Genomic DNA, 25,911 nt, shown 5'->3' on the forward strand with positions numbered 1-25,911 from the left:
AAAAACTGCTTAAAAAAATTACAAACTCCATAATTAAATAGCTACTTTAAAGGCAATTAACATCAATTTGAAAATATATTACCAAAAAGCAATTTTGATTGTATATACTCATTGCTATTGCCAAATATTAACGCTATCTTTGCGGCCGATTTGGCGATGTTGCCAAATTCGTTATTTTAATTCATGAACCCATTTATTCAACTGGGAATCCGTCATGATATTGTTAATGCCATCTCTGAGTTAGGGTTTGAAAACCCAACACCAATCCAGGAACAGTCAATTCCGGTATTGTTAACAGGCAGCAACGATTTTGTCGGATTAGCCCAAACCGGGACCGGTAAGACTGCTGCCTTTGGCCTACCATTATTAGAACTGTTGGATTTTGAAGAAAATCATCCACAGGCACTTGTTTTATGCCCAACACGTGAACTGTGTTTACAGATCACGAACGACATTAAAAATTACTCCAAAAAAATGGACAACGTTCACGTTGTAGCCGTTTATGGCGGAGCAAGCATTATGGATCAGTTACGCCAGATTAAACGTGGTGTACAGATCGTAGTGGCCACACCAGGCCGTATGCTTGATATCATTAACCGTAAGGCGATAGATTTTTCGAAGGTAAAATTCGTAGTATTGGATGAAGCTGATGAAATGCTCAACATGGGCTTTCAGGAAGACATTGATAATATCTTATCTACCACTCCGGACGAGAAAAAAACCTGGCTGTTTTCGGCCACCATGCCAACTGAAGTTCGCCGTATAGCGAAAAAGTACATGAATGAGCCATTTGAGCTTACCATGGGCACAAAAAACACCGGTAATGCCAACATTGAGCATGAGTACTATATAGTACGTGCCCGTGATAAGTATGCCGCTTTTAAACGTATTGTTGATTTTAACCCCGACATTTTTGGTATTGTATTTTGCCGTACCAAAATTGAAACACAGGATATTGCAGAAGCCCTGATCAAAGACGGTTACAATGCCGATTCTTTACACGGTGACCTGTCACAACAACAACGCGATAAGGTAATGAAACGTTACCGCGAGCGCAGCCTGCAATTGTTAATTGCTACTGACGTTGCCGCACGTGGTATTGATGTTAATGATGTAACACACGTTATTAATTATTCGTTGCCAGATGAGGTTGAAAATTACACCCACCGTAGCGGCCGTACTGCCCGTGCAGGTAAAACAGGTGTATCTATCTCTATCATCAACGCTAAAGAATTAGGTAAAATACGCCAGATAGAACGCACCTTAGGTAAGCGTTTTGTTAAAGCCGAAATACCAACCGGGTTTGATGTTTGCGAAAAACAATTATTCTCAATTGTTCATAAAGTACATAACGTACAGGTTAATGAGCAGCAAATTGAGCAATACATCCCGCGTATAATGGATGAGTTTAAGGATATGAGCAAAGAAGAGTTTATTAAACGCTTTGCATCAATTGAATTTAACCGTTTCCTTGATTATTACAAAAACGCGCCAGATCTTAACGCAAGCGTTGAAGAAAGCGGCCGTCGCGATAGGGACGATCGTTCTGACCGTGGCGAACGTGGCGGTGCGCCAAGCGGCCCATCTGCATACACCCGTTTATTTATTAACCTGGGTTCTGTTGATGAGTTTAACCGCGGCGATTTGTTAGGTTACATTTGCAACACATCAAAAATTAGCGGCCGTAGCGTTGGTAAAATAGATGTTAAGGGTGTTTATTCATTCTTTGAAGTTCCTAACGAGGATGTTGAAAAAGTAACCATAGGCTTTAAAGATGCCGAATACAAAGGTCGCCCTGTAAGGATAGAAGTATCCGGCGAAGGCACCAGCGATCGTCGCGAAAGCAGCGGTGGTGGTTACCGTGGTGGCGAGCGTCGCGAAGGCGGTGGCGGTTACCGTGGTGGCGAACGTCGCGAAGGTGGCGGTGGTTCACGTGGTGGCGATAGAAACAGGAATGCCAATAGTGGGGGCGGTGGTTTCCGTGACTTCTCTGGCAAACCCCGTGAGGATCGTCCCGAGCGCAAAAGAAGATTCTAATTTAAAAGAGTCAAGAAATTAGAATCAAGAGTTAAGACCTTAGCAACACAAATGCAGCTGTCTTAATTCTTGACTCTTAATTCTTAACTCTTGATTCTGAAGAAAAAGATAGTTTTCATGAGCTTCCCTGGTAAGGAAGCATAGTTTAGTTTAGTTTTGTTAACAAAGCCTTCAACTGCCGCCAGCAGTTATGAAGGCTTTTGTTTTTTAACGGATAAATTCAACAATGTCAGAGTCGGGATAAAAAAGCGTAAGCTTATGATCGTCCAGGTTTTTGATCAGGAATTTAGTATAGGGCCGGGTCCCCTCATACGAAGTAAAAATAGTATCGTTTTTAACAAAATAATCCTCGGTAACCGGCTGCCCGTCATCGGTAGTAAAACCTTTTTCGGTTATTTCCAGTTTCGTTTCACCATCTTTTGATTTCCATTTGCCCAATAGCTTTTTATCAGCCTGGTTGGTAGTACAAGCAAAGGAAAATAGTATCAGCGCGCAAAACGAGTACGCAAAAATCATTGTGTAATTTTTCATGATAAGTTTTTTAAACCAATTGCTTTTGCAGGTACTGTTAAATTACAAAATTTTATTGAGCAGGTTTATCAATAAGCGCAGATTTTTTAACAAATACCCTGTGGCCTTTTTTGTTAATGTAGTAATAATGTGAATTTTCGTCTATGTAAACTGTTTGCCCACCCGGTGCAACTTTGCCCTCATATTTTTTATCAACTACACCTGCGGCACCTTTAGCAGCAATCTCCGAAGTTTTATGACCAACCTTTTTAGCTGTCTTGCTTATTTTGTGGCCAAGCGTACTGTCTTTGTGGGTTTGTGCAAAAGCTGGTGATATCACAAATGATCCCGCCGCAAACAGTACAATTTTGAATAGATTTTTCATGGTAATTTAATTGAGTTAATATTATTTAATATCAGCTCAATTTTTCTGCCAAAATCTTCATTTCAAGTACCGGGGAGTGTTTCTGGTACAAAATAGCGTAAACAGCATCACATATGGGCATATTTACTTTGTACTGTTTGTTAACCTGCTGTAGGCAATTTACTGCATAATATCCCTCGGCTATCATATTCATTTCCAACTGGGCCGATGTTACGGTATAGCCCTTGCCTATCATATTACCAAAAGTACGGTTGCGGCTAAACTGCGAGTATGCGGTAACCAGCAAATCGCCCAGGTAGGCCGATTCTTTGATATCCCGGTTTATGGGGTGTACTTCGGCTACAAATCTTTCCAACTCGCGTATGGCATTTGATATCAGCACAGCCTGAAAATTATCACCATAGCCCACGCCGTGGCAAATACCACCTGCTATAGCGTATATATTTTTTAAAACAGCCCCCCATTCGGTACCATAAATATCATCAGATACAATGGTTTTGATGTAACGGGTATTAATCATGCCGGCAAACTCAGCGGCTAAAGCGGCATCGCGCGATGCAATGGTGAGGTATGATAGTTTTTCCAGCGCTACCTCTTCGGCATGGCAAGGCCCGCTGATCACCATAAAATCATCAAAAGAAACCCCCATCTTCTGATTTAAAAACTCACCGATAATTAAGTTTTCATCGGGTACAATACCTTTTATTGCCGATACTACCTTTTTTCCGACAAGGTCCTCGGCGGTAATGCCGGTAAGCGCTGCTTTTAAAAAGGCGGCAGGTACGTTTAGTAAAATGATATCGGCAACAGCGATAAGCGCTTTCAGATCGCCGGAGATATTTTCTTTAGGCAGTTTAATTTCAACCGAACTTAAATAATTGGGATTATGCCCAAATTTGTGCAAGTGCTCAACTGCCTGCGTATTGCGCATCCACCAAAAAATTTCTTTCTCGGTAGTATTATCAGCCAGCATTTTAACATTAGCCGTAGCCCAGCTACCGCCGCCAATAACGGCGATCTTTTTCTTTTCCTTTAACATTAAACAGCGTTGCCAGGTTTTAATTGACAAAGCAAATTAATGAAATATTATTTAGAATGGTGAAAGGATAAAGGTAAAAGGCCAAAGGATGGATGGAACAAGGACGAAGGATTTTCGGACAAAGGACAAAAGATCAGAGACAAAGGTTAAACTAAATTAGTTAAGTTTGTTTATAACGTATTACATTTAATACCGTCATTGCGAGGCACGAAGCAATCCCTAACTTTACAGAGCCGCTCTGTAGGTCGGGGATTGCTTCGTGCCTCGCAATGACGGGTTCAGAAAAACGGAACTTATGAACCCATCAGCCAGGAAAACATTCAACACAGGTTTCACCAACGAAAAATACCAGCAGTTTTTGCATAAACTTAACAGCGGCCTGCACAGCCCGGTGGCTTTTCGCGTTGCCGAAACCCCTGTTTTGCTTACTACTGATTTCAGGGACAAGCTGATTGCTGCAGGCGATGATATTATTGCCACTATTTTACAGCCCGGCTTTAAAGAACTTACAGAGCGTGCCATTCCCGATAAATGGCGTGTAGCCAACGAAAATGACCATCCGCATTTCATCGCTTTAGATTTTGGTATCTGTAAAGATGAAAAGGGCGACATAGTACCCAAGCTGATAGAGATGCAGGGCTTTCCCTCACTGTATAGTTTCCAGGTTTTTATGGGCGATACCTACAGGGAGGTTTATGATATTGCAGATGACCAAACCATGTATTTCAACGGCCTTGATAAAGCGAGTTACCTTGATCTGCTTAAAAGAACCATCATTGGCCCCCATACGCCCCAGGATGTGGTACTGATGGATGTGAATGCGCCCGAACAAAAAACAGCTGTGGATTTTTATCTTACCCAAAAACAACTTGGCATAGCAGTAATATCATTAAGCGACCTGGTGCAGGAAGGTAATCAGCTTTTTTACCAGCTTAATGGCGAAAAGAAATTGATTAAACGCATATACAACCGCCTGATATTTGATGAAATTGATGGCGATGATACCCTTTTTGAAAAAGTAGTTGACATACGCCAACCATTGGATGTGGAGTGGATAACACACCCTAACTGGTTTTATCGCGTTAGCAAATTTACCATGCCTTTTTTAAGCGGCGATTATATCCCCAAAACACAATTCCTGCACAAACTGGCTCAAATACCGGCCGACCTGGAAAACTATGTTTTAAAACCTTTATTCTCGTTTGCCGGGCAGGGTGTTATTATTGATGTTACCAGCGATGACATCAGCAATATTACCCAGCCGGAAAATTGGATATTACAGCAAAAAGTAAATTACGAACCCGTAGTACAGGCCCCGGATGGCGGCGTAAAGGCCGAGATCAGGCTGTTATACCTTTGGCCAAATGGCGATCCAAAACCCACATTAGCCATAAACCTGGCACGGCTAAGCCGCGGAAAAATGATTGGAGTGCGTTATAATAAAGATTTTGATTGGGTAGGCGGAACAATTGCCTTTATGCCACGTTAAACTTTATACTATTAATAGCGTCTATACGTATATATTAAAAATTAAGTATTTTTGCATTATGAACATCCAGGTAATTTTAGTAATAATTCTTTTTGCCGCCGCTATTTTTTACATCGGTAAGATGATGTATAAAAGTATCGCTTCGAAAAAAAGCTGCGGTGGCAATTGTAAATGTGGTGTTGATTTTTCAGGTATTGAACCCGGAAAACCACATAAATAAAATTAAAATCATTCATCATATCTTCATTTGTTTCCTATACTTTTAATCAGAAGTAATCTCACTTAATGTCTTCAAATAAGCAAGTTTTTCAGGCAGATACTCCAGGCAGATGGAACCGCTTTAAATGGCTCAGCCGCATACTGTTCGTTTTCCTTGTAGTAGGAGTTATCGCTGTAATAGTTACCATCAAATCAACCTATTATCCAGATTTACCAAACCTTAATCCGGCTCCAAAAAAAATGTCAAAGGAGGAGCTTGAGCAGGTAAAAAGATCAACCAAGTACAAGTATTTTAAGATCCAAAAATCCGAGATCGAGGCTATGGAACGGGCAAAACGCCTGCACCAGCATAAGCATCCCAATAATAAAGATCGTATAAACGCCGCCTTTTACCGCCCTTGGGAACCACAAGCCTATTATTCCCTTTTGGATAATATAAACAGGCTGGATATGGTAGTTAGCGAAGGTTTTTCCATTCTTCCAAAAACCGATACCGTTATTACCAAAATTGATACCGGGCTTATAAACCTCAATAAAAAATACAATAAGCCTATTATAATTACCCTATCAAATTATGTTAACGTTAACAATCAGGCGGGTGGTTATGATAGCAAGGATATTGAACGCATTTTTAAAAACCCCACATTACGCACAGGGTTTATCAACAGTATTGTAAACGCGCTTACCAAATATAAATTTAAGGGGATAAACGTAGATCTGGATGATATCAAAGATCGCAACAGCAAATATTATATTGCTTTCCAAAATGAGCTTTATGCTACTTTAAGTGCTAAAAAACTGCTGGTTACCCAAAATGTGGTACCCGAGGATGAAACTTATAATCTATCGAGGTTACAGCACGTCAACGATTTCCTTTTCATTATGGCTATTGATGAGCATAATGAAGCAAGCAACGCCGGCGACCTATCAAACCAGCACTGGGTAGAACAAATATTGGATGATGTTTGCAGTAAAGTACCAAGCGAAAAAATAATTTTAACTTTTGCGGGTGGCGCCTATGACTGGCCCGAAGGCAGCGTAGGCAAATCAATAGGCTATCAGCAGGCAGTAAGTACGGCTGACGAGAACAAAAGCAAAATTACTTTTGATCCTGTATCTGCCAACTCGCACTTTAAATACATGGACAAGGATAGTCTTGAGCATACCATTTATTTTACGGATGCGGCCACCAACTTCAACGTAATCAGGATGGCCGACGACTGGGCAACTGGTGGCGTGGCGCTTTGGCGCATGGGTACCGAAGACCCGCGGCTATGGTCATACTTTCAAAAAAATCTTTCTATTGACTCCTTGCGCAAAACAGGCGTCGATTTGAAGAAGTTAACTACAGTAGGTTTAAATAACCGTAAAAACGTTGAATATGATGGTGATGGCGAGGTGCTCGATCTGATAACTTCACCAAGTATCGGCGAAATTAAAGTAAAACTTGATACCGGCGACTTTACCATAACAGATCAGCATTACATAAAATTACCTACAAAATATGTGATCCGTAAGTATGGCTATAAGCCTAAAAAAGTTGTTTTAACTTTTGATGATGGCCCCGATCCTGACTATACACCACGAATTTTGGATATCCTGAAAAAGGAAAAAGTACCGGCAGCCTTTTTTGTGGTTGGTTCCATGGCCGAAAAAAATATACAGATCCTAAGGCGCGAGTATGAAGAGGGATATGAAATTGGCAACCATACCTTTTTCCACCCGGATATTTCAACCATCAGCCTTGATCGTGTTGTATTGGAACTTAACGCCACCCGTAAGATCATCGAATCGGTAACGGGACGCAGTACAATACTGTTCCGTCCTCCGTTTAATGCCGATGCCGAGCCGGAAACACTTGCAGAGGTTATACCGGTGGCCGAAAGCCGCAGGCAAAGTTATATCACCATCGGCGAATCTATCGACCCATGGGATTGGCAGCCCGGTGTAACTGCCGATAGTATTATAGCGCGCACTATCAGGCAGGCCAATAACGGTTCAATGATATTACTGCATGATGCCGGCGGCGATACCCGCGAAGAAACCGTGAAGGCATTGCCTGCTATTATCCATTACTTTAAAACTCACGGCTACCAGTTTACTACCATTGCCGATGTATTGGATAAAACCAAAGCCGACCTCATGCCTCCTATTAAGGATGACCATAGCGGCATATTCGGCCCAATGTATGATGTGGTTGTACATGGCTACTTCTACCTTAACTGGATCCTGATCTATGTATTCTTATCAGCCATTTTCCTGGCAATTGGCCGCATAGTTTTAATAGCGATACTCGCAGTAAGGCAAAATAGCGAAAATAAAAAAACTGTAAAGTTAAGGGGCGACAACATTCCGCTGCCATCAGTAAGCATTATTGTGCCTGCTTACAATGAAGAGGTGAATGCCGTTGCTACCATACAAAGCTTGTTAAAAACCGAGTACCCGATTTTCGAGATCATTTTTATAGATGACGGATCAACGGATAAAACATTTGAGGTAGTATCAGCAGCTTATGAAAACAACCCGCTGGTCAAAATACTTACCAAACCAAATGGTGGTAAAGCATCTGCATTAAACTTTGGTATTACCCATGCCAACAGCGATTTTGTAGTTTGTATTGATGCAGATACCCAGCTTAAAACTGATGCCATTTATCACCTCATGAGTTACTTTACCGATGAGGAAATAGGCGCTGTTGCTGGTACGGTAAAAGTAGGTAACGAAACCAATATCATTACTCGTTGGCAATCAATAGAATATATTACCGCCCAAAATATGGACCGCCGTGCCTTTGATCTCATCAACAGCATTACCGTGGTGCCGGGTGCTATTGGCGCGTTCCGCAAATCGGCTATTTTCCGCGCGGGCGGCTTTACCTATGATACCCTTGCCGAGGATTGCGATTTGACTATGCGCATCCTAAAACAAGGCTATATTGTAAAAAATTGTGCCGAAGCTATTGCTTATACCGAAGCGCCTGAAAGCATCAACATGCTGTTGAAACAACGTTTCCGCTGGAGTTTTGGGGTAATCCAAAGCTTCTGGAAAAACAGGGATGCGTTATTCAACAAGAAATATAAATTCTTTGGGATGGTAGGTATGCCAAACATCCTCATCTTCCAGATCATCCTGCCGCTATTCTCGCCGCTGGCAGATTTAATGATGATATTCGCCCTGTTTGGCGAAAAGCCAGAGAAGATGCTGATTTACTACGTAGCTTTTGTTGTTATCGATTTTATAGTGGGCATTATAGCCTTCCGTATGGAAAAAGAAAGCTACAGCAAACTGATTTACATTATACCGCAACGTTTCTTATGGAGACAGCTCATGTATTACGTGCTGTTTAAATCAATACGAAAAGCACTTAAAGGCGAACTGAGCGGCTGGGGTGTATTAAAACGTACGGGAAATGTGAAGGTAAATAAAGTATAAAGTTCTAAATCCAATTTCGAGCCATAAAAAATGGTGCTGTCGCGTTAGCTAACAGCACCATTTTTATTTTATAGCATTATGTTTATCTTTTAGGAAAGCCTGCAAACTTGCCGATATCTCTTGTCTTGGCTCTTGATTCTTGATTCCTGACTCTTAATTCTTGATTCTAAAAAGCTAATCCCGCTCTATCAAACAAACAGCATAAGCCACAACTCCCTCTTCGCGGCCTATAAAACCCAATTGCTCATTAGTGGTAGCTTTAATAGATATATCATCCTCGCTAATAGAGGCGGCTTTGGCTATGTGCGTTTTCATAGCCGGGATATGCGGATTGATCTTAGGTGCTTCCAGGCATACCATGGCATCTATGTTACCGATCGAGAACCCTTTTTCTTTTATCAGCACAACCACGTGCTGCAGCAGCACAAGGCTACTGATGCCCTTCCACCGGTTATCCGTATTAGAAAAATGGAAACCTATATCGCGCAGATTGGCTGCGCCCAGCAGTGCATCGCAAATGGCATGCAATAACACATCGGCATCAGAGTGACCATAGGCCCCTGCATGATGCTCCAGGTTAACCCCGCCTAAAACAAATGGATGCTGCTCTTTTAACTGATGTACATCAAACCCAAAACCTACTTTAATTTTACCCATTACTTTGATACATTGGAAGTGCCCCCGAAATTAGCCGACAATGTAAATCGCAGTGTATTGGCCAATGGGCTATTTTGCTGGCTGGCTGCCAGGTACGAAAAATCAAACTTAAAAACATCATATTTAACACCAAAGCCCAGGGTTACATAGCGCCTGTCGCTTTTGTTGGGGTTTTCATATAAATAACCCGCCCTTATAGCAAATTGATTATTGTACCAATATTCGGCACCCGGCGAAAGGCTATATTCTTTCAATTCCTCTTTAAAACCTCCCGGCGCATCACCAAACGACTGGAAAATACCCGCAGGCACCGATACATCATCATTTTTACCACTTATGATAACACCATCCGCATCCCTAATAGGCGGCGTTGGCGTTAGCAATTTATTTACATCAAAGGCAAGGGTTATCTGGTTACTTTCATCCAGGTTCCAGGTATTGGCAACACCGAATTTCAAGTTGGCCGGTAAAAAATATTTAGGTCCGTTATCACTGTAACTGATCTTTGAGCCTATGTTTGATATGTTGGCGCCAAAAGCAAAAAGGTTATCATCACCATACGGAGCTTTGTAAAACATGGATACATCAGCAGCAAACGCATTCCCCGCCCTGCCTGTTTGGCTTGATCCAGGCGTGGCAAACGATACGCTGGATACGTTAGAATGGATGTAACGTGCTGTTAAACCCAATGAAAAATTATCGCCAAATTTGCGGGCATATGATACATCAAACGAAAACTCGTTGGGTGTATAAGTACCTTGGTCGTTAATGTTATCGTCGGTTAATTGTAATGACCCATAATTAAAATAACGAAGTGATGCCCCAAGCGTATTACGCTCATCTATTTTGTGTGCATAACTAAGATATGACAGGCTGATATCCGGAACTAAATGCCTCAACCAGGGGCTGTAAGAAAGCGAGAGCGCATCATTACTTTCAATAAAGGCAAGTTTTGAAGGATTCCAGAAACTGGCATTAACATCAGGAGATAAAGCCACACCGGCCTCGCCCATTGCCCCCGAACGTGAATCGGGTGAAATATTCAGGAAGGGCACCTCTGCACGTGATCCTCTAAAAGTGCTTCCATCAGTGCTTGTTTGCCCTATAGCAGTTAAAGGCAGTAAACACACAACTAAGAACGTAATATTGTGAAAGGTAAAAAACTTCATTGGGTGCAATTTAGCTTTAATATTTTAATTGATAAATATACATTCAAAATCCACATTGAATTTCAATGCTGTGTTTTAAATTACAACTAACCAAAAAAAACAAAATATTGCAACTAATATTACCTATAATCCGTTAAAACAACCGATAATTGTTTCATTTATTCAGAATAATGGACCACCTGCATTAGCATTATATCCATTTTTTTCTAAATTTACGTCATTAATATAATTGTAAAATTATGAAAATACTTTTTACTAAAACTGCTTTAGTGCTGGTGGCCGCAGGTGCATTGGTAAGCAGCTGTAGTAAACCACCGCAATCGCAAAAAACCGGTTTAGTTTATAATCAAAAAAGTAATGGTGGTTATGAGCGCTACAGGCAAACACACCCTTCACCAGGACCAGGTTTGGTTCCTATTGAGGGTGGTACCTTTGTAATGGGTGGCAGTGCTGATCAGGATGTAACTTATGACTATAACAACGTTCGTCGCAGGGTAACTGTTCCGTCGTTTTATATGGATGAAACCGAAGTTGCCAACCAGGACTGGCTTGATTACCTGCACTGGATTAGCATAACTTATCCCCAGGATCATGAATTGTACTACAATGCCTTACCCGATACCCTGGTTTGGCGTAAACCATTATCATACAACGATCCTTATGTAGATAACTATCTGCGTCACCCTGCCTTCCAGGATTACCCGGTTGTAGGTGTTACATGGGATCAGGCACAGGAGTATTGCTCATGGCGTACCGACCGTACCAACGAAAACATTTTGCGCGAAACAGGAAGATTAGTAGCCTGGAAGGATCAGAATGGGAAAGGTAAAAAAGCCGCCCCGGCTGCCGCAACTACCGCTGCACAACCCTTTAATACCGACATTTATCTGAACGGCCAAATGCAGGGCCCAGGCATTAACGGTAAAAAAATGATGCCTAACCTAAGCCCTAACGCGGCCACAGGTACTGGCAAAAATGCTAAACCGGTAAGACCTGTACGTATGGAAGATGGTATTTTGAAACAAGGATACCGCCTGCCATCAGAAGCTGAGTGGGAATATGCGGCATTAGCACTTGCCGGTAATACACAGTTTGAAAACATCGATGATGGTAAAATGTACCCATGGAATGGAATGGGTGTACGCTCTGCCAAAAGCAAAACACGTGGTTTAATTTTAGCCAACTTTAAACGTGGCGCCGGTGATAACGCGGGTGTTGGTGGTTACCTGAATGATAAGGCCGACATTACAGCCCCTGTACGTTCATATGCTCCAAATGATTTTGGTTTGTATAACATGGCTGGCAATGTTAATGAGTGGGTACAGGATACTTACCGCCAAACTTCATTTGAAGAGTTTGAGGACTTTAACCCTTTCCGTGGTAACCAGTATACCAATAAACGTTTAGCCGACCCAACAAAAGGACTATACGCAAAAGATAAATATGGCAGGCCTATTAAAGATGCCGCCGTATCAAACAAAAAGTTAAAATACGCCGACCTGATAGCTTTACAGCAGGCCCAACAAGGCCAGGTAGATGCAAATGGCGTAGCTGTAACACCTGCTAACGGAGCTCCAGCACCTGCAATACCAAACTCAACAGATCCTTTATCACCAAAAAATTCGGGCAAGAAATACAATCCTGACTTTAGGGGCGAAAGAGATACCGTGAACACAGCTTTATATGGCACAACCACACTGGTTAATGACCATTCAAAAGTGTACAAAGGTGGTTCATGGAACGATATGGCATTCTGGTTAAACCCATCAACCCGCCGCTTTATGGACGAGGATGAATCAACTGCCGAAATTGGTTTCCGTTGCGCGATGACATTAGTAGGCGCACCAGAAATTTACCCTACAGGTAAACCTCATTATGGTGTTAAAAAACCAAAAGCTTTTAAAGCTAAATAATATCCAATTTTAAACGTAAACACGAAGAAGGCCGTTCAGCAATGAATGGCCTTTCTTTTTTATTGAGGGTTTATAAAAATCCGGCACATAACCTGTTATCACTTCCCAAGCTCCCCCTTTCGTTAAAACACCACCTCCGCAACGATAACATAACTGCCCCCAGATTAGTATTAATGCCTCAAAAAGCGATAGCAGAGTTTGGCATTTTACACTTACTGGCGGATGTATTAGGGAGTATGAACAGGCATGAATCAGGGTGCAATTCATTTTCAGCTTCCCGGCCTTTTATGATTTCCGGTTAGCTAAAATTTTTGCAAAATAAAAGCCTTGCAAAAGGGTAGCAAATGTCTCTTATCAGTTACGAAATCATAATAATAACAAAAAACCCCGGAAGCATTAAGCAACCGGGGTTCATAAAACAATGCTTTATTTATTTTATTGATAACCTTCGTTTTGTGTCAAATTAGGATTTGCATCACGCTCACGTTTTGGTATCGGAAATATAAGCTTAGGCGAGTTCCAGTCAAAAGAGTCAACAGCATTACCATCACCATCAATTGAATGCGTAGGTTCCATGAAACGCTTTAAATCACCCAACCGCTGGCCCTCAAAAGCCAATTCAACCCGGCGCTCCTTCTTTAAAGCAGTAAGCAAGGTTGGAACTGTTGTAGCCGTTGTATTAGCCAATTTAGCTCTGTTTCTTATAACGTTGATATCAGCAGCTGCTCCAGCCAAATTTGGAGTGGTTTTCAATATCCTTGCTTCGGCCCTGATCAGATAAATTTCTGCTAAACGAATGGTAACCACGTTACCAAAGGTGTTGTTAAATTTAGATGTAAACACATCATAAAATTCATTGGCACGGTCGTCCCCATCCTCGTATCGGGCATAATGCTGATCAAAAATAATTGTCTCTCCACGACCCGCAAAATCCGAGCTTGCATAAACTTCATTTAATGCGTTAAAGCCCGATTGACTGGAAATTTGGATCGCAAATATATCTTCAGTTGAGTTAAATACACGTGTAGCTTGAGACGGATGCTGAAACTCATCGGCAAAGTTTTTTACCAGTCCAAAAAGTCCGCTACCGATTATTTTCGTGGCTTCACTTTCGGCCAGTTCATATTTTCCCTGGGTAAGGTAAATTCTTGCTAATACTGCAGATGCAGATGAAGAGTTTGCATATGAGTCATTAATACCTGCAAGATTGGCTTCGGCCGTTGTCAGATCAGCTATCGCCTGGGCATAAATTTCGGCTACAGTATTTCTCTTAACCTTTTGTACCCCTGCTATTGTTGTGGTTGGCGTTAACACCAATGGCACAGCCAGGTTTGTTGTTGGCGAACCATCATTCCAGGCCCTGCCAAACGCACGGGCAAGATCAAAATAAGTCATTCCCCGCAAAAATTTGGCCTCACCCTCAACTTTTGCTTTTTTGGCCGCTAACACGAGGTTTAAATTAGCCAAAACAGTATTACAAACGCCAATGGTGTTGTAACCCGCATCCCATACTCCTTCAACAAAAAAGTTATCGACAGTTATTTTTTTATTGTCAAGTTCGGTATACTCAGAGAAAGTACCCTGGTATTGAAAATCGCCATCATCCGCTAAAAAATCTGTGGTTGCCTGTAACCTGCCACCATAAAGGCCCCTTAATCCAGCTGCTGTATATGCGCCGATAAGTACACCTTCTACATCCTTAGATGTTTTTAAAGCCTCGCTTGATTCTACAGTATCGTGAGGCTTAATATCTAACTGTTTTTGACAGCCGGAGTTATATAGCATTACTAATGTACTTAATGCTATAATTGAATATTTTGTTTTTTTCATCTTCTTCAGCTTAAATTAAAATCCCACGTTAATTCCAAAAGTTATTGTCTTAGCCTGCGGAGCTGCATAAAAATCATAGTTCTGGGTAATGTTGCCAGAAAATGCATCCGAGTTCAGCTCAGGATCCCAACCTTTATATTTGGTCCAGGTGGCTAAGTTTGTGGCTTGCGCATAAATTCTTAAGCTACGCAGCTTTATCTTCTCCAATACGCCTTTTGGGAAATTATAACCTAAAACAATATTCTTTAAACGGAGGTATGATCCATCACTCAAATACCTTGAACTTGGCGATACACCGTTACCACCAAACAAACGAGCTTCTGGCACCCTGGTTATATCACCCGCTTTTTTCCATGATTGCAATTGGTCTATGGTTTGGTTATCAGCTCCGTTATTAAAACCAACAGACATATACTGGCCACCACCGTTATAGATCTTATCGCCATTTACTTCCTGTAATAGAAAGCTAAAATCAAATCCTTTATAACTTACCGTGTTATTTAAACCCGCAATAAATTTAGGGTTAGGATCACCAACAACAACCGGGGTTGCTTCATTGTAATCATTAGTAGTAGCCCTATCGCGTTTGCCGCCGCCAAGATCGGTGTTTTTGTAATAAAGCGCATCTCCATTAGCTGGATCAGCCCCTGCAAACTCAACCGTGTAAAATATACCCAATGGCTGGCCTTCAACAGCGCGGTTAACACCATCGCCGCTACCTTTAATAACCTGACCTTTCAGGTCGGTAATTTTATTGCGGTTAACAGAGAAGTTAAAGCTTGTTGACCAGGTAATTCCGTTGCCAACAATATTCTTTGAGTCAATCTGCATTTCAAACCCCTTGTTTTGGAGTTTACCCAGGTTTTGAGTAATAGTTGTAAAACCGGATGTGCCAGGAATCTGCACATTCAATAAAAGGTCCTTTGTTTTCTTTAAATACACATCAAACTGGCCGGTAAGTCGTCCATTGAAAAAACCTATATCTAAACCAACATCTGTTTGCGCAGTTGTTTCCCACTTTAAATCAGGATTAGGCAATTGAGTTTGCCTTGCGCCTGCAACACCGGCGTACCCAAATTCTGTAAATAATCCTCGGGATGGAAAGTTGCCAATCTCGGAGTTACCTGTAATACCATAACTGGCCCTTAATTTCAATTCAGAAACCAGCTGTTGTTTTTTCATGAAGCTCTCTTCTGATACAATCCAGCCTACTGAACCTGCAGGGAAAAATCCGTAGCGATGATTGGCGCCAAACCTGGAAGAACCATCAATACGACCACTTAATGATAAAAGGTATTTTTCATCATATTTATAATTTGCCCTTGCAAAATATGACAATAATGAATAGGCTGCTGTTTTTGATATACCATTTGTAATATCTGCAGAACTGAAAAGTTTTTTATATGCATCGCTCGGGAACTGATTACCAGTAATTGAGTTAAGATCGTTTTGCTGGCGCTGATAAGACATACCACCCACGGCATTAATATTACTCTTACCTATATCTTTAATAAATTGTAAAAAATTGTTTGTATTAAAGTTTACAGCGGTAACGGATGAGTTAAAACCAGAGCCATTGGGCGTACCGGAGTTTCGGGACGTTAACGAGCCTGAATAACTATCCTCACTTGAATTTAATATATCCACACCGACTTCCGATCTAAAGTTTAACGAAGGAAGCAGTTTTACCTGAGCATACAAGTTACCCAAATTCCGATAATCCACTGTGTTAAAATAGCTGTTTTGAGCATTTAACAATGGGTTAAAATAGATAGGAAAACTGGCGTTTGGAAGACTGGTAGCGGGATCAAGTGCACCACTGGTTAATCCTGTACGAGGATCGATAGCCGGGGTAATTGGCGATAAGGCCACAACTTGCTCTGGCGTTGAAAAAGCATCGTCATTATCCAGGCGATAGTTTTTTGTACGTGATAGACTTAAATTAGCCCCTACTTCTAACCATTTGGTAGCCTGGTTACTAATGTTGGTTCTTAAGCTGTACTGGTTAATAGCATTACCAATCAGGAAACCTTTTTGATTATTATAAGTACCAGATATATAAAACTTGGTTTTATCGGTACCGCCAGATAATACCAGGTTATAATTTTGCACCGGGGCATGTTGTGTAATTTCTTTCTGCCAGTCGGTATTTACCTTATAGGTTTTATAATCATCGTTACCTGCGGCATATCTTTTTAACCTTGCTTCAACCGAAGTTGTGGAATATCCGCCCGCTGCACCCGCTAATCTTAACAGGGTAACATATTGTTCTGAATTTAAAAATTCACGTTCGCGTGTAGGTTTACTAAATCCATAATATTGATTGTAGGTTACCTTGGTGTCTCCGGCTTTACCTTTTTTGGTAGTTACCAAAACCACGCCGTTTGATGCCCTTGAACCATAAATTGCAGCTGCCGAGGCATCTTTCAATATATCAATTGATTCAATATCATTCTGATTTAAATCCACCAGTGGGTTGGTTGATGCACCGTTGGTTGAAAAGTCATCAACGGTAATAGGCAAACCATCCACAACATATAATGGCTGGTTTCCGGCAGATACAGATGACGCGCCACGGATACGCACCTGGATTCCCTGGCCCAGCTTTCCATTTTGAGCCTGTATATATACACCAGGTGTGCGGCCCTGTATGGCAGATTCTAAACTTGGTACCGGGATATTTTCGATATCAGCCCCTTTAATTTTTGAGATAGAACCGGTTAATGAACGCCTGCTTTGGGTACCATAGCCAACTACCACAACTTCGGTAAGCTGCTTGGCATCAACCAGCAAACTGGCATTGATAACCACTTTATTGATAGCAATTTCGGCAGGTGTGTAACCTATAAATGTAAAAATTAAAATTTTTGCTGTAGCAGGAACCGACAAGCTGTATGATCCACTGATATCGGTTTGAGTGCCTATACTGGCAACTCCTTTCACGGACACGCTTACCCCAGGTAAGGGTGACCCATCTTTTTGATCTGTTACCTTACCAGTTATCACACGGTTTTGCCCAAAAACCAATGAGATGCAGGAAAATAACAACAAAATTGTTAGTAGATTTTTCTTCATAAAGTTAAAATGTTAATTAAAAAAGTAAGTTATTAACAAAACGGCAATAAAACAACAGAAACAGCAATAAATAGCTCAATCTTTTACGTAATTGTAATAAAAGTGGAAGCCAAAAAATTAATTTTTAAAATTCGATCAGAATTTGTCCCTTTTCCACTTTATCGCCAGCCTTAATTTTTATTTTTTTGATAGATGCATCAGCCGGAGATTTTATGATATTCTCCATTTTCATGGCTTCAAGTACAAACAGGTTATCCCCTTTTTTAATTTCTTCCCCGTCAGTAACATAAACCTTCAGCACCATCCCAGGCATTGGAGCCTTTACCTCACTCAGCCGGGCGCTGCTTAAACTGCTGAGACCTAATTTATCAAGCAAAATATCAAACTGATCTTTAGCAGTAATTACATAGGTATTATTGTTGACTTTAATTTCGGCAGTTTTATCGGCGTTGTTAAATGATACTACGTCTATGTTATAGGATTGGTTGCCTTCTATGATGTGATAGATATTTCCACCAATATGTTTAATATCAGCGCCGGTTTTGGTTTGGTTTAAGAGCAAATCATCACTGTTTCTTTCGGTTTCAAAAACATATTGGCCATTTACTTTTATTTGATACATCTGTGGCGGTATTTGTGATATAAGGTTCTTGTAAGTTTAAAGGTATTAAATTTAATCTGCAATGAACGCCGGCTAAAAAAAGAAAAACGCCGGGCCGCTCCGCAAAAAAGTCTATTGAGTAAATACGTATTGTATCATATTGGCACCCATTTTCAGCGCCTTTAAGCGGCTTTCCTGTGTATCGCCGGCATAAGTACCGTAATCTTCCCATCCATTGCCCAAATCGCATTCATAGTCATAAAAACATACCAACCGGCCTTTATATATCAGGCCAAATCCCTGCGCGCGCGTGCCATCATGCTCATGGATCTTCGGCAGGCCGTTAGGGAAACTGTATTTCTGATGATAGATTGGATGATTAAGCGGAAGCTCCACAAATTCAAGTTCGGGGAAAACTTTTTTCATTTGCGGGCGAATAAACTTATCTAACCCGTAATTATCGTCGATATGTAAAAAGCCACCACCGGTAAGGTATTTACGCAGGTTACGGGCCTCCTGGTCGCTAAATATCACGTTACCATGGCCGGTCATAAAAACAAACGGATAATTAAATATTGATGAACTGCCCACTTCTACCACATCGTCATCTGTATCAAAGTTTGTCTTCAGGTTTTCATTACAAAACTTAATGAGGTTAGTTAAAGCGGTACGGTCGCCGTACCAGTCGCCCCCTCCTGCATATTTAAGGCGGGCAATTTTATATGAAGGCACATTAAAGCCGCTCATTACTATAAATGCAGCCAAAGCAATTACGATATGCCTAATGCTTTTCATACCCTATTTATAAAGTTAACTTCAAAGCAAGCCTCCAATGCGGCAGTTTCGGTACGTAACCTTGCCTCACCCAAGGTGATGGGCTTAAAATCATTTTCTAAAGCAAGTTCAATTTCGGCGGGAGAAAAATCCCCTTCAGGACCTATTAAAACCAGGTATCTGCCGTTGTTGGTTATCTCTTTACGCAGATCAAACTTTTCACCGGCTTCGCAATGGGCAATAAATTTTTGCCCATCAAATGGCTGCGTCAGCAGTTGATTCAGTTTAACCGCGTCATTTAAAACAGGGTGATATGCTTTAAGGGATTGTTTGATGGCCGCTGTAATGATCTTGTTGAGCCTATCAACCTTTACCTCTTTTCGTTCGGACCGCTGGGTTATGATCAGTGAGATCTCATCGATACCTATCTCGGTAGCTTTTTCTAAAAACCATTCCAGCCGTTCAATATTTTTGGTTGGCGCTACCGCGATGTGCAGGTAATGGTTGCGTTTGTTAAAGTTTGGAGTAACGGAAGTAATATTGAGGATAGTTCGTTTTGGATGAGCATCCTGAATTTGTGCATCATAAAAACCACCACGACCATCAATCAGCTGAACTTTGTCGCCAGCCTCTAATCTTAATACACGTATGGCATGTTTACTTTCTTCCTCGCTAAGAAAATATTGCGGGTGCGAGGGTTCAATATCGGGGGTATAAAAAAGTTGCATTGGCTAAGCAGATTAATGTAAATCTACTGCATCTTCTTCATTTATCAATAACTCAAGTTTAACAGATTCAATATTCTGGTCAGATTTTCTTAATACAGTAATGTTATAGCCGTTGGATTCCTTTTGCTCGCCCACATCAGGGATCTTACCAAATATATCGCCCAACCATCCGGATACGGTATCAAAGTCACCATCCTCGGGCAGGTCATGAGGTAAATGCTCATTTACATCGTATATAGGTGCAAGCGCATTTACAATAAACTCACGTTCGTTCACCTTTTCAACTATAGGCTTTTCTTCATCGTATTCATCCTGTATCTCGCCTACCAGTTCTTCTACAATATCCTCCAGGGTAACCATACCTGCAGTACCGCCAAATTCATCAAGTACAATAGCTATCTGTATCCGCTTTTGCTGCAATTCGGCCATCAGATCGTTGATCTTTTTGGTCTCGGGGATAAAGTAAGGCTTACGGATGATATCCCTAAGCACAATCTCCTGGTTCCGCGCCAGCAATGGCAATATATCTTTGGCGTGTACTATACCAATGATCTTATCTATTACATCATCAAAAACAGGCATCCGGGAATAACCTTCGTCTATGATCATATCCAATAGTTCCTGCGTGGTTGAATTGATATCGATACCCGATATTTTGGTACGCGGCACCATGATATTTTTTACTACCCGCTCATTAAAATCAAACACATTCTGGATCAGTTCATGCTCATTTGAATCAAGCGCTCCAGTTTCCTTACCTTGCTCAAGCAGGTATTGCAATTCCTCAGAACTGTGATGCGCCTCGCCGCCCTCCAAAGTACTAATGCCTAACAGCTTCAAAATAAAATTAGCGAAGCCGTTCAACAACCATATTAGTGGTTTAAAAAAAACAAAGAAGAATCTTAGTGGAAATGAAACCGCCAATACCGTACGTGCCGATTTTTGAATGGCTATCGATTTAGGCGCCAGTTCGCCAAATACAATATGTAGTATAGTGATAGATGAAAATGCCAGAACATGGCTTGTGGTTATAAAAACCGGTGTAAGCTTAATACCTACGGCCAAAAAAGCCCGTAGTACAATGTTGGTAACAACTCCTTCGCCAACAACACCTAAACCAAGCGAAGCAATGGTAATACCCAGCTGCGTAGCAGCCAGGTATCCATCCAAATTATGTAAAATGCCCCTTGCAACTTTAGCTACCGCGCTTCCGCCTTTAGCTTTAATCTCTATTTGTGAACCTCTTACCCTAACCATGGCAAACTCGGCGGCTACAAAAAAGCCGTTGAGCAAAACCAAAAGCATGGTAGCGATTATATAAAAGACACTTATTTCGTAAGGTGCGGGGTCCATCTATTGATTATTGGTAAACAGGAAATGTAGACTTGTACAATTCCAAACTTTCAAGTATTACTTTATGCGCGTACCGCACACCTAATAAATGCTCGATGGTTACATTTTTGCCTTCCAGCTTTTTATAATCCTTAAAGAAACGAACAATCTCGGTCATCGCGTGCGGTGGAAGCTCGTTCAAATCGTTAATGTAATTTACAGACATATCGTTCTTGGCCACAGCAATGATCTTATCGTCCTGCTCGCCATTATCAACCATGTGCATTACACCTACAACCTTTGCCTCAATAATCGACATCGGGAAAACATCAATTGAGCAAAGCACCAATATATCCAACGGATCCTTATCATCGCAATAAGTTTGCGGAATAAAGCCATAATTTGCAGGATACATTACTGACGAGAACAAAACGCGATCTAATTTTAACAAACCAGAATCTTTATCTATCTCGTATTTAGCTTTTGAACCTTTTGGTATTTCTATAATAGCGTTAACAATTTCGGGAATATTTTCACCTGGAGAAACCTGGTGCCATGGATGTTGTGTACTCATCGGTATTTATTATGTATTATGTTTTTCTTTACTCTCTACTAACTTCTTTTTGACGTAAGCTAAAATAAGCGGGATGGAGGTAATTACGATCAATCCCAGCACTATATACTGCATATAATCCTTTACCTGCGGAAACCTTCTTCCTAAGAAATATCCGCCTAACGTAAAGGTGCATACCCAGGTTACACTTCCTATCAGGTTATATAAACCAAATTTCTTGATATCAACCTTTACAACTCCTGCAAATATAGGGGCAAATGTTCTAACTATCGGGAAAAATCTCCCTAAAATCAAGGCCATCCCTCCGTATTTGTTATAAAAATCGCTGGCCAGTATCACATACCGTTTCTTAAAAAATAGCGAGTCGTTCTTATTAAATAACACAGGCCCCGTTCGGTAACCAAACCAATAACCCGTAAAATTTCCTAATATGCCTGCTGCTATGAGCGATAACACCAACGTAGATATGTTTACATCAACCTTCCCCGCAGAACACAGCAAACCTGCCATAAATAGCAGGTAATCTCCTGGTAAAAAAAAACCAAAAAACAGGCCGGTTTCAGCAAAAACAACAACAAGCAGGAAATAAAAGCCTCCCCTGCTTATGATGGATTGAGCGTCCGTTAAATTTTGAAGGTAATCCCAAAAACTTTCCATTCACTATATCTGTAAAACTACAAATATTATATCAATTTGTAGTACTCAGTTAATATTAAATGAAACGCGAGATAAAATCAGGGTAGACACCGATGATAACTGTTGCTAAAGCAGAAACTGCAAAAACAAGTTTATAATATACCGGAACAATAACTTCGGCCCTATCAGCCGACCGGAAATACATGGCAACTATAACCCTGAAATAATAGAATATGGCTATTATAGCATTTACAACGGCTATGATAACCAGCCAAACCTGGTATTTTGACAACGCGCCCGAAAACATGAAGAACTTACCAATAAACCCTGCAGTAAGCGGAATACCAGCCAGTGAAAGCATTGATATAGTTAATACAAGGGCCAGGAAAGGATTGTTTTTTGCAAGGCCGTTAAAGCTTTCAAAACTATCGCTGCCACTTTGTTGATGAACCAATATTAAACTACCAAAAGCGATAATTGAAGCTATTGAATAGGCAGTAGCATACATGAATACCGAGTTTGCAGATGCTGAACCCAAAGCAACTATAGCAAATAACAAATAACCGGCATGCGATATGCTGGAAAAAGCCAGCATACGTTTAAAGCTTTGCTGATACAGCGCTGTGATATTACCTACAAATAAAGTTGCTACGGTAATTACTAATAAAACCGGCACCCAAAAATCTGATAGCGGAGCAAAACACGCAGAAAACAAACGGAGAAATGCAGCAATACTGGCTGTTTTTACCACTGTTGACATGAAGGCCGTAATGATGGTTGGCGAACCCTCGTACACGTCAGGAGTCCAAAAATGGAACGGTGCGGCGCCAAGCTTAAAGCAAAGCCCAACAACGATTAAGCCTATTCCAGTGTAGAACATAGGATCGATATGCGGATGAGCCAAAACCCAGTCGCGGATAACTTCCAAACTAAATGATCCTGTTGAACCGTATATCAGCGTAATACCAAACAGTAAGAAACCTGTTGAGAAAGCCCCCATCAGGAAGTATTTTAAAGCAGCTTCATTAGAGGCAAAATCGCTTTTCTTTATACCTGCCAGGATGTATAAACTTACAGACATAATCTCGATACCAATAAACATCATGGTAAGGTTATAGTAAGATACCATTACAATGATACCCGCCAGCGAGAACAATATAATGGCATAGTACTCCGCCACATGGTTGCTTATCCTCTCGAAATACCCGGCAGATAACAGCAGGATGAGGATAGTACTGATGATAGTAACAGATGAAAATACAACAGAAAAATTATTGAACATCATCATACCGTGATAAATTGGCATAGTGGTATCCGGAGTTTTATATTCGGCAATAGCACAAACCAGGGCGGCAATCAAGCCGATCACAGTAACGGGTAATAATGCTTTTGTAGCCTTGTATAATCCAAGATACAGCAACACTATTGGTAAAACAGATATGATGATTAAAGTAGTCATTTTTTTTTAACTCTAAATTCTAAACCCGAAATCCTAAATACTAAACTCTAAAACTTAAATACGAAACCCTAAGATTTGAATTTAAAACTCTAAAACTGTATCTAAAACCTTGAGTAATTTATGGATTAGTATTTTTAATTTTTTCAAGCATTGCTCCAAAAATCTTTGTTAACTCAATTGTTTCCTGAATTAACGCGTCTCTTGTAGCTGATAATTGTTGTTCATTTATATCAATAAGTCTAAGCCACAACCGGCTTTCCTTAGCTTCTTTTCTACATATCTTTATCCTATGAGAAAAATCATTACGACTAAAACTCTCATTGGCCTCGATAAAATTTGCTGCTACCGAACCCGATGACCGAATGAGTTGTTTATAGTATTCAATATTATGTATATTTCTCTCAATCTTTTTTAAAAATTCTTTACAGTTATTAGCAAAATCAAATGTCCTGTCTTCTAGATTAAACTTCTTAACGTTATTCTCTCCAACATCCATTAATTTTCCCTTTTAGAATTTAGAAATTAGAGTTTCGAATTTAAACCTTTAGAGTTTCGAATTTCTTCTTAATACACCAACTTTCCATTCAGGGTGCCCAACAAATTATTAACAGCCGCCTCAGATATATGCATTATTGGCTGCGGATAAACGCCTATAACAATTATTAGTATACAGATAATAGTAAGAACCAATTGCTCAGATCCGCTTATATCTTTAAAAGTTGTTGTCAATTCATTAAGCTCGCCCTGCATTACATTTTTATACATGCGCAGCATATATACAGCTCCAAAAATGATGGTTAAGCCAGCGGCAATCACCAGGGCCAAATTCATGTAGTGATAAGCACTATATTGAAAAACTCCATCCAACAACAAAAACTCCCCCACAAATCCATTGGTTAGCGGCAAACCTACCGTACCCAATACGATAATTAAAAACGCAATAGAAAATTTGGGCGCCACCATTGCAATGCCACCAAGCTGGCCGATATCGCGGGTATTTAAACGCCTGCTGATGATATCCCATATAAAAAACATACCTACCACATTAATACCGTGGTTAAGCATTTGTATCATTGCGCCCTGTAAACCCTGCACGTTCCAGGTAAAAATTGCAGCAGCAATAAGACCTACGTGCGCTATAGATGAATAAGCTACCAACCGCTTACCATCGGTTTGCTTAAATGCGATGATAGAAGCATACACAATACCTATAACGGCGAGTATAATAGCTATGGGTTGCCAATGAGCAAGCCCAAGAGGCGCAATTGGTATCAACCATCTGATAACTCCATAGATACCCATTTTAAGCATAATACCCGATAACATCATCGTACCACCTGTCGGAGCCTCTGTATAAGTATCGGGCTGCCATGTATGGAAAGGGAATAAAGGCATTTTTATAGCAAATGCCATAAAGAATGCTAAAAACACCCATGACTGTTGTTGGGCAGTAAGCTTTAAAGCGTAAAAATTGTGGATATCAAAAGTCTTATCCGGGGATTGTAAATAAAGGTAGATGATAGCTACCAGCATAAATAACGACCCGGCAAAAGTGTAAATGAAAAACTTAAGTGTAATACGGATGCGGTTTTCGCCACCCCAAAGGGCGCATATAAAATAAATAGGAATCAATGCGGCTTCCCATCCAACGTAAAACAAAAACCCATCCAGCGCGGTAAACACTACCAGCAAGCCAGCTTGCATAAATAGTATTAAAGCATAAAATGCACCCGCATTTTTGTACTCATGCTTGTAGGTAGTTAATATAATAAGCGGCACAAGCAAGGTGGTAAGTAATACCATGATCATGCTGATCCCGTCAATACCGGCGCTAAAATAGATACCAAATTTTGCTATCCATGGCACATCAATACCAAACTGTGTTGTTGCATCGGGCACAAAACGGCTTAAAAACAGGCCGGCTATTACCAGTTGGGCAACAGAGAAAAATAATGCGGCATGCTTAGCAACTCCATTTTTTAATAAGGCTACTATAACTGCGGCAACTACCGGTAAAAAAATTAATATACTAACGGTCATTTTATATTTTAA

General features: G+C 40.7%; 21 protein-coding genes. 5 read left to right on the plus strand and 16 right to left on the minus strand.

Features of this window, described 5'->3' with window-relative positions:
• Positions 1-183 precede the first annotated feature (183 nt).
• Complete coding sequence (locus AC1D0K_RS26460; RefSeq protein ID WP_477395538.1) at positions 184-2,037, plus strand: DEAD/DEAH box helicase; 1,854 nt, start codon at positions 184-186, stop codon at positions 2,035-2,037.
• A 207-nt stretch (positions 2,038-2,244) separates the two neighbouring features.
• Here the strand turns inward: AC1D0K_RS26460 and AC1D0K_RS26465 are convergent, their stop codons facing one another.
• From AC1D0K_RS26465 to AC1D0K_RS26475, 3 genes are read right to left on the minus strand one after another with little or no spacing between them, the layout of a single operon-like run.
• Positions 2,245-2,568 carry a hypothetical protein gene (locus AC1D0K_RS26465; RefSeq protein WP_477395540.1) on the minus strand — a complete coding sequence of 108 codons (324 nt, stop codon included), beginning with the start codon at positions 2,566-2,568 and terminating at the stop codon, positions 2,245-2,247.
• Between the two features lie 52 nt (positions 2,569-2,620).
• Positions 2,621-2,932, minus strand: coding sequence for a hypothetical protein (locus AC1D0K_RS26470; RefSeq protein WP_295713533.1), 312 nt, complete (start codon positions 2,930-2,932; stop codon positions 2,621-2,623).
• Positions 2,933-2,963: 31 nt separating this feature from the next.
• A complete protein-coding gene (locus AC1D0K_RS26475) occupies positions 2,964-3,971 on the minus strand; it encodes an NAD(P)H-dependent glycerol-3-phosphate dehydrogenase (protein WP_295713534.1) in 1,008 nt (335 codons plus the stop codon).
• Between the two features lie 295 nt (positions 3,972-4,266).
• On the opposite strand from AC1D0K_RS26475, the gene AC1D0K_RS26480 reads away from it, so the two are divergent.
• The 3 genes from AC1D0K_RS26480 to AC1D0K_RS26490 all read left to right on the plus strand — a co-directional run bounded on the left by AC1D0K_RS26480 (position 4,267) and on the right by AC1D0K_RS26490 (position 9,111).
• Complete coding sequence (locus AC1D0K_RS26480; protein ID WP_477391693.1) at positions 4,267-5,460, plus strand: hypothetical protein; 1,194 nt, start codon at positions 4,267-4,269, stop codon at positions 5,458-5,460.
• 58 nt (positions 5,461-5,518) lie between these two features.
• Positions 5,519-5,680, plus strand: a complete 162-nt coding sequence (locus AC1D0K_RS26485; protein ID WP_295717533.1) for a FeoB-associated Cys-rich membrane protein — start codon at positions 5,519-5,521, stop codon at positions 5,678-5,680.
• A gap of 65 nt (positions 5,681-5,745) precedes the next feature.
• Positions 5,746-9,111, plus strand: coding sequence for a trifunctional glycoside hydrolase family 18/polysaccharide deacetylase/glycosyltransferase family 2 protein (locus AC1D0K_RS26490; RefSeq protein WP_477391692.1), 3,366 nt, complete (start codon positions 5,746-5,748; stop codon positions 9,109-9,111).
• A 174-nt stretch (positions 9,112-9,285) separates the two neighbouring features.
• Here the strand turns inward: AC1D0K_RS26490 and ispF are convergent, their stop codons facing one another.
• Complete coding sequence (gene ispF, locus AC1D0K_RS26495; RefSeq protein WP_477391691.1) at positions 9,286-9,768, minus strand: 2-C-methyl-D-erythritol 2,4-cyclodiphosphate synthase; 483 nt, start codon at positions 9,766-9,768, stop codon at positions 9,286-9,288.
• On the minus strand, positions 9,768-10,937 hold the full coding sequence (gene porV, locus AC1D0K_RS26500; protein ID WP_477391690.1) for a type IX secretion system outer membrane channel protein PorV: 1,170 nt from the start codon (positions 10,935-10,937) through the stop codon (positions 9,768-9,770). The genes ispF and porV overlap by 1 nt, the downstream gene beginning before the upstream one ends.
• A 239-nt stretch (positions 10,938-11,176) precedes the next feature.
• Here porV and AC1D0K_RS26505 point away from each other — a divergent pair, with 239 nt between their 5' ends.
• Positions 11,177-12,850, plus strand: a complete 1,674-nt coding sequence (locus AC1D0K_RS26505) for an SUMF1/EgtB/PvdO family nonheme iron enzyme (RefSeq protein WP_477442872.1) — start codon at positions 11,177-11,179, stop codon at positions 12,848-12,850.
• A 435-nt stretch (positions 12,851-13,285) separates the two neighbouring features.
• On the opposite strand, the gene AC1D0K_RS26510 is transcribed toward AC1D0K_RS26505, so the two are convergent.
• The 11 genes from AC1D0K_RS26510 to AC1D0K_RS26560 form a co-directional block, all read right to left on the minus strand.
• Complete coding sequence (locus AC1D0K_RS26510) at positions 13,286-14,680, minus strand: RagB/SusD family nutrient uptake outer membrane protein (protein WP_477442874.1); 1,395 nt, start codon at positions 14,678-14,680, stop codon at positions 13,286-13,288.
• A 15-nt stretch (positions 14,681-14,695) separates the two neighbouring features.
• Complete coding sequence (locus AC1D0K_RS26515) at positions 14,696-17,755, minus strand: SusC/RagA family TonB-linked outer membrane protein (protein ID WP_477391687.1); 3,060 nt, start codon at positions 17,753-17,755, stop codon at positions 14,696-14,698.
• Between the two features lie 124 nt (positions 17,756-17,879).
• Positions 17,880-18,377, minus strand: coding sequence for an acyl-CoA carboxylase biotin carboxyl carrier protein subunit (locus AC1D0K_RS26520; RefSeq protein ID WP_477391686.1), 498 nt, complete (start codon positions 18,375-18,377; stop codon positions 17,880-17,882).
• Positions 18,378-18,488: 111 nt separating this feature from the next.
• Complete coding sequence (locus AC1D0K_RS26525) at positions 18,489-19,151, minus strand: DUF4159 domain-containing protein (RefSeq protein WP_477391685.1); 663 nt, start codon at positions 19,149-19,151, stop codon at positions 18,489-18,491.
• Entirely contained in the window at positions 19,148-19,858 is a 711-nt protein-coding gene (locus tag AC1D0K_RS26530) for a 16S rRNA (uracil(1498)-N(3))-methyltransferase (RefSeq protein ID WP_477391684.1), read from the minus strand. The genes AC1D0K_RS26525 and AC1D0K_RS26530 overlap by 4 nt, the downstream gene beginning before the upstream one ends.
• 12 nt (positions 19,859-19,870) lie before the next feature.
• Positions 19,871-21,211 (minus strand): hemolysin family protein, encoded by a 1,341-nt coding sequence (locus AC1D0K_RS26535; protein WP_477391683.1) that lies wholly within the window; start codon positions 21,209-21,211, stop codon positions 19,871-19,873.
• Positions 21,212-21,218: 7 nt separating this feature from the next.
• The gene (locus AC1D0K_RS26540; RefSeq protein WP_477391682.1) at positions 21,219-21,764 is read right to left on the minus strand and encodes an inorganic diphosphatase; all 546 of its coding nucleotides are present in this window, start codon (positions 21,762-21,764) and stop codon (positions 21,219-21,221) included.
• A 9-nt stretch (positions 21,765-21,773) separates the two neighbouring features.
• The gene (locus AC1D0K_RS26545) at positions 21,774-22,421 is read right to left on the minus strand and encodes a DedA family protein (RefSeq protein WP_477391681.1); all 648 of its coding nucleotides are present in this window, start codon (positions 22,419-22,421) and stop codon (positions 21,774-21,776) included.
• Positions 22,422-22,476: 55 nt separating this feature from the next.
• Entirely contained in the window at positions 22,477-23,859 is a 1,383-nt protein-coding gene (locus AC1D0K_RS26550) for an NADH-quinone oxidoreductase subunit N (RefSeq protein WP_477391680.1), read from the minus strand.
• 118 nt (positions 23,860-23,977) lie between these two features.
• Positions 23,978-24,355, minus strand: a complete 378-nt coding sequence (locus AC1D0K_RS26555; protein WP_477391679.1) for a four helix bundle protein — start codon at positions 24,353-24,355, stop codon at positions 23,978-23,980.
• A 68-nt stretch (positions 24,356-24,423) separates the two neighbouring features.
• Positions 24,424-25,899, minus strand: coding sequence for a complex I subunit 4 family protein (locus AC1D0K_RS26560; RefSeq protein ID WP_477391678.1), 1,476 nt, complete (start codon positions 25,897-25,899; stop codon positions 24,424-24,426).
• Positions 25,900-25,911 lie beyond the last annotated feature (12 nt).

The organism is Mucilaginibacter sp. P1_A3, assembly GCF_056406855.1.

Bases quoted from the DNA above. Each gene is read 5' to 3' on its own strand.
- porV (WP_477391690.1), bottom strand. From the start codon at position 10,937: ATGAAGTTTTTTACCTTTCACAATATTACGTTCTTAGTTGTGTGTTTA.
- AC1D0K_RS26545 (WP_477391681.1), bottom strand. From the start codon at position 22,421: ATGGAAAGTTTTTGGGATTACCTTCAAAATTTAACGGACGCTCAATCC.
- ispF (WP_477391691.1), bottom strand. From the start codon at position 9,768: ATGGGTAAAATTAAAGTAGGTTTTGGGTTTGATGTACATCAGTTAAAA.
- AC1D0K_RS26540 (WP_477391682.1), bottom strand. From the start codon at position 21,764: ATGAGTACACAACATCCATGGCACCAGGTTTCTCCAGGTGAAAATATT.
- AC1D0K_RS26460 (WP_477395538.1), top strand. From the start codon at position 184: ATGAACCCATTTATTCAACTGGGAATCCGTCATGATATTGTTAATGCC.
- AC1D0K_RS26475 (WP_295713534.1), bottom strand. From the start codon at position 3,971: ATGTTAAAGGAAAAGAAAAAGATCGCCGTTATTGGCGGCGGTAGCTGG.
- AC1D0K_RS26490 (WP_477391692.1), top strand. From the start codon at position 5,746: ATGTCTTCAAATAAGCAAGTTTTTCAGGCAGATACTCCAGGCAGATGG.
- AC1D0K_RS26520 (WP_477391686.1), bottom strand. From the start codon at position 18,377: ATGTATCAAATAAAAGTAAATGGCCAATATGTTTTTGAAACCGAAAGA.
- AC1D0K_RS26470 (WP_295713533.1), bottom strand. From the start codon at position 2,932: ATGAAAAATCTATTCAAAATTGTACTGTTTGCGGCGGGATCATTTGTG.
- AC1D0K_RS26510 (WP_477442874.1), bottom strand. From the start codon at position 14,680: ATGAAAAAAACAAAATATTCAATTATAGCATTAAGTACATTAGTAATG.
- AC1D0K_RS26515 (WP_477391687.1), bottom strand. From the start codon at position 17,755: ATGAAGAAAAATCTACTAACAATTTTGTTGTTATTTTCCTGCATCTCA.
- AC1D0K_RS26535 (WP_477391683.1), bottom strand. From the start codon at position 21,211: ATGGACCCCGCACCTTACGAAATAAGTGTCTTTTATATAATCGCTACC.
- AC1D0K_RS26480 (WP_477391693.1), top strand. From the start codon at position 4,267: ATGAACCCATCAGCCAGGAAAACATTCAACACAGGTTTCACCAACGAA.
- AC1D0K_RS26530 (WP_477391684.1), bottom strand. From the start codon at position 19,858: ATGCAACTTTTTTATACCCCCGATATTGAACCCTCGCACCCGCAATAT.
- AC1D0K_RS26485 (WP_295717533.1), top strand. From the start codon at position 5,519: ATGAACATCCAGGTAATTTTAGTAATAATTCTTTTTGCCGCCGCTATT.
- AC1D0K_RS26555 (WP_477391679.1), bottom strand. From the start codon at position 24,355: ATGGATGTTGGAGAGAATAACGTTAAGAAGTTTAATCTAGAAGACAGG.
- AC1D0K_RS26505 (WP_477442872.1), top strand. From the start codon at position 11,177: ATGAAAATACTTTTTACTAAAACTGCTTTAGTGCTGGTGGCCGCAGGT.
- AC1D0K_RS26550 (WP_477391680.1), bottom strand. From the start codon at position 23,859: ATGACTACTTTAATCATCATATCTGTTTTACCAATAGTGTTGCTGTAT.
- AC1D0K_RS26525 (WP_477391685.1), bottom strand. From the start codon at position 19,151: ATGAAAAGCATTAGGCATATCGTAATTGCTTTGGCTGCATTTATAGTA.
- AC1D0K_RS26560 (WP_477391678.1), bottom strand. From the start codon at position 25,899: ATGACCGTTAGTATATTAATTTTTTTACCGGTAGTTGCCGCAGTTATA.
- AC1D0K_RS26465 (WP_477395540.1), bottom strand. From the start codon at position 2,568: ATGAAAAATTACACAATGATTTTTGCGTACTCGTTTTGCGCGCTGATA.